Genomic DNA, 7337 nt, shown 5'->3' on the forward strand with positions numbered 1-7337 from the left:
CTCGCCGCACCGGCCGAAAACCCAAGTACACCCAGTACGAGGGCTTCCGGCCGGCACGCCGAGAGAACGCACCGGACGCCGCTCCTTCACGGCAAAGGTTGCCTGACGCGGCACTAACGCCGCGGGCGGGTCGCCCACGACCGGTTTCGGACCGGCTCAGGGACGGACGTCCAGCAGGGTCTTGCCGAGGGTGGCGCGGGACTCGATGGCGCGGTGGGCGTCGGCGGCGCGCTCCAGCGGGAAGCGCAGGCCGATGACGGGGCGCAGCCGGCCGGCGGCGGCTTCGGCAAGGACGCGGACGGTGGCGGCGCGGACCCGGTCCGGGGTGGGGCGCAGGTGGAGGACGGTGAGGTCGCGGGCGGCGGCCTCCTCGGCCGGGAGTTCGGTCCAACTGCCGCTGGCCAGGCCGAAGCTGAGGATCCGGCCACCGTCGCGGAGCAGTCCGGCGGCGGCCCGGCCGAGGGCGCCGCCGACCCCGTCGAGGACGAGGTCGACGGGGGCCGGGCCGTCGGTCCAGTCGGGCCGCAGGTAGTCGACGGTCTCGGCGGCGCCGAGTTCGGCGGCCAGGGCGAGTTTGCGCGGGCCGCCGGCCGCGGCAAGGACGCGGGCCCCGGCGGCGGTGGCGAGTTGCACCAGCAGGGTGCCGACGCCGCCGGCCGCGGCGGTGACCAGGACGCGTTCGCCGGGGGCGGGGGCGGCGGTCTCCAGCAGCAGGCGGGCGGTGCGGCCGTCGGCGAGCAGCGCGGTGGCGGCGTCCAGCGGGAGGCCGTCGGGGACGGCGTGCAGGCCGTCGGCGGGGACGGCGGCGAGTTCGGCGTAGCCGCCGCTGCCGCCGGTGGAGGAGACCACCCGCCGTCCGAGCCAGGACGGGTCGGTGCCGGGGCCGAGGGCGGTGACGGTGCCGCCGACGCCGTTGCCGGGCACCATCGGCAGGGTGGCGGTGAACGGGCCCAGGCCGGTGGCGCGGAACTGGGTCTCGACGAAGGTCAGGTTGGCGTGCGCGACCTCGACCAGCACCTGCCCGGGGCCGGGCGCCGGGTCGGGGGCGGCGCCCGCCGCCAGCACCTCGGGTCCGCCGAACTCCCGCAGCCACACCGCCCGCATCACGCCTCCGCCCGTCCGCGGGCCGGCCGTTCCGGCCCGGCACCCATCCTGTGACCTCAAGCGCGCTTGAGGTCAAGCGGCCCCGGCGGCGGGCGCTGTCGGCGCCGGCTGCCAGGATCCGGACCATGGACACGGACGGTTTCTGGGCCCTGGTGGAGTCGAGCGCGGCGGGCGGCCCGGCCTGCGAGCGGGAGGAGCGGCTGACGGCGCGGCTGGCCGCCCTGCCGCTGCCCGAGGTGCTGGAGTTCCAGCTCCGGCTGGACGAGGCCCGCGCCCCGCTGGACACCCCGGCCACCCTGGCGGTGGCGAAGACGGTGCTGCGCGGCTGGGTCAGCGACGACAGCCTGTGGTACTTCCACGGCTGGCTGCTCGGCCTGGGCCGCGAGGCCCACCACCTCGCCGTGCACGACCCGGACGCGCTGGCCGGCCACCCCGCCTTCCGGCACCTGGCCGAACTGCCGTACGCACAGTGGGACGACCACGTCTTCCCGGCCTGGGAGACGCTCGACTACTGCGCCGACCACGCGTACGAGCGGCTCACCGGGGAGGAGGACGGCCTGGAGGAGGCGCTGGCGGAGATCGGCCACGAGAGCCCGGTCGACGCCGAGTTCGACGACCCGGCGTGGACGCCGGAGGAGCGGGCCGCCCGGCTGCCCCGGCTCACCGCGCTGTTCGCCGACGCGACCTGACCGCCCGCCGCACCTTCAGCCCCCCATACCCTCAGCCCAGTGCCCGTTCGATCAGCGCGCGGGTGAACAGCCGTGCCCGCTCGGCGCGTTCGGTCCGGGCCTCGGGGGTGAGGACGGGCGGGGTGCCGTAGCGGCGGGCGGCGATGTCCTCGGCCAGGCCGGGCGGGGCGCCCAGGGCCGGGAGGCGGCCGATCGCCTCGCGCTTGGTGATCAGTCGGCCCTCGCGCAGCGCGGCGGTGGCGCGGACGGCGGTGACCGGGCCGTGGTCGACCCAGACGTCGCGCTGCCACGGGTCGGGGCGGGCGGTGACCGGGTACCAGTAGTCGCGCAGGTCGGCCCGGATGAAGGCGTGCAGTTCGGCATCGCCCACCGGCGGCAGCAGCGTGCCGGGCCGCTCGCCCGCCAACACCTCTCCCCCGTCCAGGAGTTCGCGCCGGGCGACGGCGGTGACCGGGCGCCGCATCGGCTCGCCCTGGGCGAAGGTGAAGTGGGCGGCGGCCGGGTCGGCGAGCTCCCCGGCCGACGGGTAACTGCAGTGCAGCCGCTCGGCGTCGGGATCCCGCTCGATCAACTCCCGGTGCAGGGCGGCGAGTCGGTCCCGCAGCCGGTCGTCCGGGGCGGCGGGCAGGACGGCGACCAGGTCGAGGTCACTGCGTCCGTGCCGGTAGTCGCCGTACGCCAGCGAACCGTGCGCCCACAGCGCGCGCACCGGGGTGGCGGCGGGCAGCCGGGCCGCGAACTCCGCCAGCAGCGGTGCGGCCAGAGCCCGTTGGCCGGCGTCGGCGCAGGCATCGGCGGCGTCGGCGGCGGCCGCCCCGACCACGAACGGGTCCGGAAGGGTCATGGTGCCCATCCTGACACGGCCGCGCGGACGCGCCTGCGCCACCGGGCGCCGCGAACGCCCTACCGTCGGAGCGGTCCGGTCGTCCGGCCGGGCGACCGTCCGGGAACGGAGGACCCTTCCGATGAGCCAGAAGATCACCACTTTCCTGTGGTTCGACCACCAGGCCGAGCAGGCCGCCGAGTTCTACACCTCGGTCTTCGAGTACGGCCGGGTCACCGACGTGCAGCGCTACTCGGAGGCCGGGCCAGGTGAGGCCGGCAGCGTGATGCTGGTGACCTTCGAACTGTTCGGGCAGGAGTTCCTGGCCCTGAACGGCGGCCCCCAGTTCACCTTCAACGAGGCCGTCTCGCTCCAGGTGGACTGCGCCGACCAGGCCGAGGTGGACCGCTACTGGGAGCTGCTGACCGCGGACGGCGGCGCGCCGGGCCCGTGCGGCTGGCTGAAGGACCGCTACGGCCTCTCCTGGCAGATCGTGCCGCGCCGGATGACCGAACTGCTCGCCGACCCGGACCCGGAACGCGCCCGCCGGGCCACCGCCGCGATGCTGCAGATGGGCAAGCTCGACATCGCCGCCCTGGAGGCCGCCGCGGACGGCGGCTGACCGCCCGCCGCCCCCGGAGCGGGAACGGCGGGGCGGCGCGGCGGGGCGCTCAGCCGCCGGTCAGCAGGTCGCGGAGCAGGGCGACGGTGTCCGGGTCCAGGTCGCGGCCGGTGCGGCGGCTGAGTGCGTCCAGGCGGTTGACCGAGCGGACGAGCTGGTCGCGGGCGCCGGCCGAGGCGTAGGCGTAGAACAGGTCGCGGTGCAGGAGTTCGACCTCGGGGGCGACGGCGAGGGCGCGGAAGATCGCGGCCTCGGCGGTGCGGTGGTCGCCGTACTGGAGGCGGCGGGCGGCGAGTTCGTGGGCGGTGTCGACGATCGCCGCCAGCATGTCCTGCCGTTCGGCCTCCGCCCAGCCGAAGGTCCCGGCCGGGGCCTCGGCGAACGGGGCGCCGCGGACCAGGGCGAGGGCGTGGGCCAGCGCGGCGTCGGCGGTGCTGGAGGTGGAGCGCATGCCGCGCCGGTACAGGCTGCGGAACTCGTCCCAGTCGCAGCTCACGGTCGGCGCCAGGGTGTAGCTGTCGGCGGGCACCGCGCCCAGGTAGCCGCGGCCCTCCGGGGAGACGCCCAACCAGCCCGACAGCGCGGCGAGTTTGGCCGGCAGCGGGTCGGCGAGGCGCTCGGCGGTGGCCTTCGGGTCGAGGTGGGCGGCACCCGGGTGGATGTCCCGGTCGAGCGTGCCGTGCTCGGTGCCGGGGCGCAGCGCCAGGTACGCGGCGAGCTCGGTCAGCCGGGGGCGGCCCGCCGGGTCGGCGCTGCCGGCCGCGCCGAGCACGTCGACCGGTCCGAGCACCCGGATCCGCGGTGCGGAGCGCAGGTGGTGGGCCTCCGGGGAGCGCAGGATCGCCAGCAGGTCGTCGCTGTCGGTGCGGGCCGGTCCGCTACCGGGCCGGGCGGAGGGCCGGGCCGGCGAGCGCGGGTCGGGGGCGGCCGCCTGGTCGTGGACGGGCAGCGGCTCGGGCGCCGGTGCGGGCAGCGGCTCGACCACCGTCGGCTGCTGCACCGGCGGCTCGACCGGTTGCGCGACCGGCTGCTCGACCGGTGCGGGGGCGGCGAGCGCGAAGGAGCGGGTGCCGTCGTCCGCCACCGGCTCCGGCCCGGAATCGGGCCCCGGCCCGGGAGTGAACTCGGTTGCTGCGGGCGGGAGTTCACCCCCCACCGGGTGGGCCGGCAGCGCGGCGGCCACCCGGGGGTCGACGGGGGTGCCGTGCGGCGGCGTGGTGACCTTGCGGGCCTGGCCGTTGGCGGCGTGCCGCGGCTGGGCGGGCGACGCGGAGGGGGCGGGCGGGGCGGGCGGCGCGGGCACCGAGGGCGCGACCGGCGGCAGCGCGGCGGGCTGGACGGGCACCACCGGGACGACCGCGTACGGGTTGGTGGGCGCGGTCGGGACCAGCCCGGCGAACGGGCTGCTGCCGGTGGGCACCACCCGGGCCAGCAGCCGGGGCCCGGCCGCGTCACCGTCGTCCGCGCGCTCCGCCGCCGTCGTACCGGTGGCGGCGGGCTTGTCCAGACTGGTCCGCGGCGCGACATCGGCCCCGACAGCCGTTTCCGCCCCCGCGGCCGCGCTCCCGGCCCCGGGCCCGGTCGGTCCGCCGAGCAGCGCGATCAGCCGGGCGTCGAGCGAGCCGTCCGGCCGGATGCCCGGTCGGCCCTCGGTCTCGGCCTCGTCCTCCTCCGGGCGGTAGCCCGCGCCGAACGGGGCGGGGACGGCTCCTATCGCGGCGCCGACGGCGGCCAACGCGGGGACGGGCAGCGGGAGTTCGGCCTCCTCGTCCTCGGGGCCGTTGTGCGGCCCGTCGAGGGTCCACTCCGGGGCCGGGTGCTGGGTGAGGTCGCCGGAGACCCGGACGAGTTCGCCGAGCCGGGCGTACTGCTCGCGGCTCAGGCGCTGGAGTTCGACGCTCAGGTGCAGGCCGGGCAGCGCGGCGTGGCCGGTGGCGGGGAGCGTCCAGCGGGCGACCGGTCCGGCGCCGCGCTCGGGTGCGCGGGTGAGGACGGCCAGGCAGGTGCGCGGGCGGCCGTCGAGCAGGCGGCCGAGTTCGGCGGGGACGGTGCCGGCGGGCGGCTGCGCGGACAGCACGATCTCCGGCAGCCACGCCTCGTCCGCGCTGCCCCGGCTGCGGGCCTCGCGGGGGCTGCCGACGTTCGCGCCGATCAGGGTGGCGCGGGCCTTGGCGGTGCGCGGGCCGAGGGCGGCGAGCGCGGCCTCCAGGGTGGGGTGGTGGTGCACCCGGTCGGCGGCGGGGCCGGCCGCGGGCAGGTCGGCGGCGATGCCGACCAGGTGCAGGTGCAGGCGGTCGGCGAGCGGGCTGTGGGCGAGTTCGACGGCCAGGGCGCGCAGCACGTCCTCGGCGTCCTCGGGGTGCCCGGACAGGTGCACCAGCCGGACGGTCTCCAGGTCGGCCAGCACGGTGGAGCCGTCGGGGGTGGCCCCGAGGGTGACCAGCGCCGGGTAGGGGGCGACGTACTTGGCGGCCTGCCCGGCGGACAGCAGGTCGGTGGAGTCGGCCGGGCACCACCACACGTTCGGGGCGTGCGCGGCCCGGAACGGGGCGATCGGCACGGCCGGTGCGGCCAGGTGCAGTTCGACGGTGCCGGCGGTGGTGATCCGGGCCGCGACCAGCGCGGGCAGCCGCTTCTCGCCGCGGGCGGTGTTGCGGCCCAGGGTGCGCAGGGCCCGGTTGAGCAGTTCCAGGCCGTGCTCGTCCTGCCGGGCCTTCAGTTCGGCCTCGAAGCGGCCGGTCTCGGCCGAGGGCAGGGCGATCCGGTGCCGGGGGCGGCGGGCCCGCTGCTGGTCGGTGCGGCGCCGGGCGACCAGGGTGATCAGCGCGGCGGCCATCAGCACGCCGAGGCCGGAGGCGGCCAGCGCCACCGTGTAGTCGCCGCCGCTCGTCGCCACGGGGTGCTGGTTGCGGACGGCGGGCAGGTTGTCGGTGGACGCGTCCTGCTGCGGCGCGTTCTCCTGCCCGGCGGACGGCTGCCCGGCGGACGGCTGGGCGGCGGACGGTTGGGCGGCGGGGCTCTGCTCGGCCGCGGGCGGGGTGGCCTGCTGCTGCGGGGCGGGCGTGGCCTCGGGCGTGGCCTCGGGCGCGCTCGGCGCGGGGGTCTGGGCCTCGGGTGCCGACGGCGCCGGCGGGGCGGGCGGGGCGGGCGGGGCCTGGGTGGCGCCGGGCACGGTGAGCACCATGCCGGGGGTGAGCACGTCCGGGTCGGTGAGCCGTTCGCCGTCGGGGGCGGTGGCGCCCTGGTTGGCCTGGAACAGCTCGGGCCAGCGGTCGCCGTCGCCCAACTCCCGCTGGGCGATGGAGGAGAGCGAGTCACCGGAGTGCACGGTGACGCTGCCGTGGGCGGGTGCGGCGGACCCGGCGACGGGCAGCGCGGGCGCGGAGGCGCTGTCGGCGGTGGCCGGGGTACCGGCGTCGGGCTTGGCGTCGGCGGGCATCAGCAGCCGCCAACCGGGCTGGATCGGCCGGTCGGCGTCGAAGCGGGTGCCCGAATCGTCCATCGGGCGGCCCGCGTTGAGCTTGGCGATCTCCGTCCAGCGTTCGCCGGAGCCGAGTTGGCGTTCGGCGATGGACCACAGGCTGTCGGCGGGCCGGGCGTCGCGGACGGTGTAGACCGGCTGCTGCTGCTCGGCGGCGGGCGCGGCCGCGGGCGTCCCGGCGGGCAGCGCGGCGTACGTCGGCGCGGCGTCCAACTGGGCGACGACGGACGGGCGCTGGGCGGTCTCGGGGGCGGCGGCGAAGGCCGACCCGGCGACCGGGAGCAGCGCCAGCACGGAGCCGACCAGGCCCGCCGCGATCCGCTGGCTCCAGCCGAACGCGGGGATCCGGCGGGCGACCCGGCCGCGCAGTTGGGCGGGGACCTCGACCAGGACGGAGAGCAGGAAGCACAGCCAGCCGATCCAGCCGACGCCGACCAGCAGCCACAGGAACAGGCTGCCGTCGTCGGGGCTGGTGAGCGCGGCGAGCAGGTCGCCGTGCACGGGGTCGCCCGCCGCGGCGACGGCGAGGGTGCCGTAGCCGAGCAGCAGGGGCACCCCGACCAGCAGCAGGAGCAGTGCCAGCAGCGAGCCGAACGCGGCGAGCAGCGAACCGCCCGC

At 77.8% G+C, this 7337-nt stretch carries 5 protein-coding genes; 2 read left to right on the top strand and 3 right to left on the bottom strand.

The genetic code is table 11. From position 1 onward, the window contains the following. Positions 1-156 precede the first annotated feature (156 nt). Positions 157-1104: a zinc-binding dehydrogenase gene (locus ACFUEL_RS31260; RefSeq protein WP_380240184.1), complete on the bottom strand. Its 948-nt coding sequence runs from the start codon at positions 1102-1104 to the stop codon at positions 157-159. Positions 1105-1229: 125 nt separating this feature from the next. On the opposite strand from ACFUEL_RS31260, the gene ACFUEL_RS31265 reads away from it, so the two are divergent. Further along, a complete protein-coding gene (locus tag ACFUEL_RS31265) occupies positions 1230-1793 on the top strand; it encodes a DUF4240 domain-containing protein (RefSeq protein WP_380240186.1) in 564 nt (187 codons plus the stop codon). Positions 1794-1824: 31 nt separating this feature from the next. On the opposite strand, the gene ACFUEL_RS31270 is transcribed toward ACFUEL_RS31265, so the two are convergent. Then, the gene (locus tag ACFUEL_RS31270; protein WP_380240187.1) at positions 1825-2637 is read right to left on the bottom strand and encodes a nucleotidyltransferase domain-containing protein; all 813 of its coding nucleotides are present in this window, start codon (positions 2635-2637) and stop codon (positions 1825-1827) included. 121 nt (positions 2638-2758) lie between these two features. On the opposite strand from ACFUEL_RS31270, the gene ACFUEL_RS31275 reads away from it, so the two are divergent. Then, on the top strand, positions 2759-3238 hold the full coding sequence (locus ACFUEL_RS31275) for a VOC family protein (RefSeq protein WP_380240189.1): 480 nt from the start codon (positions 2759-2761) through the stop codon (positions 3236-3238). Positions 3239-3287: 49 nt separating this feature from the next. On the opposite strand, the gene ACFUEL_RS31280 is transcribed toward ACFUEL_RS31275, so the two are convergent. Further along, on the bottom strand, positions 3288-7337 hold a 4050-nt coding region (locus tag ACFUEL_RS31280), incomplete at its 5' end, for a LysM peptidoglycan-binding domain-containing protein (RefSeq protein ID WP_380240191.1).

Source organism: Kitasatospora sp. NPDC057198 (assembly GCF_042670125.1).
Classification (GTDB): domain Bacteria; phylum Actinomycetota; class Actinomycetes; order Streptomycetales; family Streptomycetaceae; genus Kitasatospora.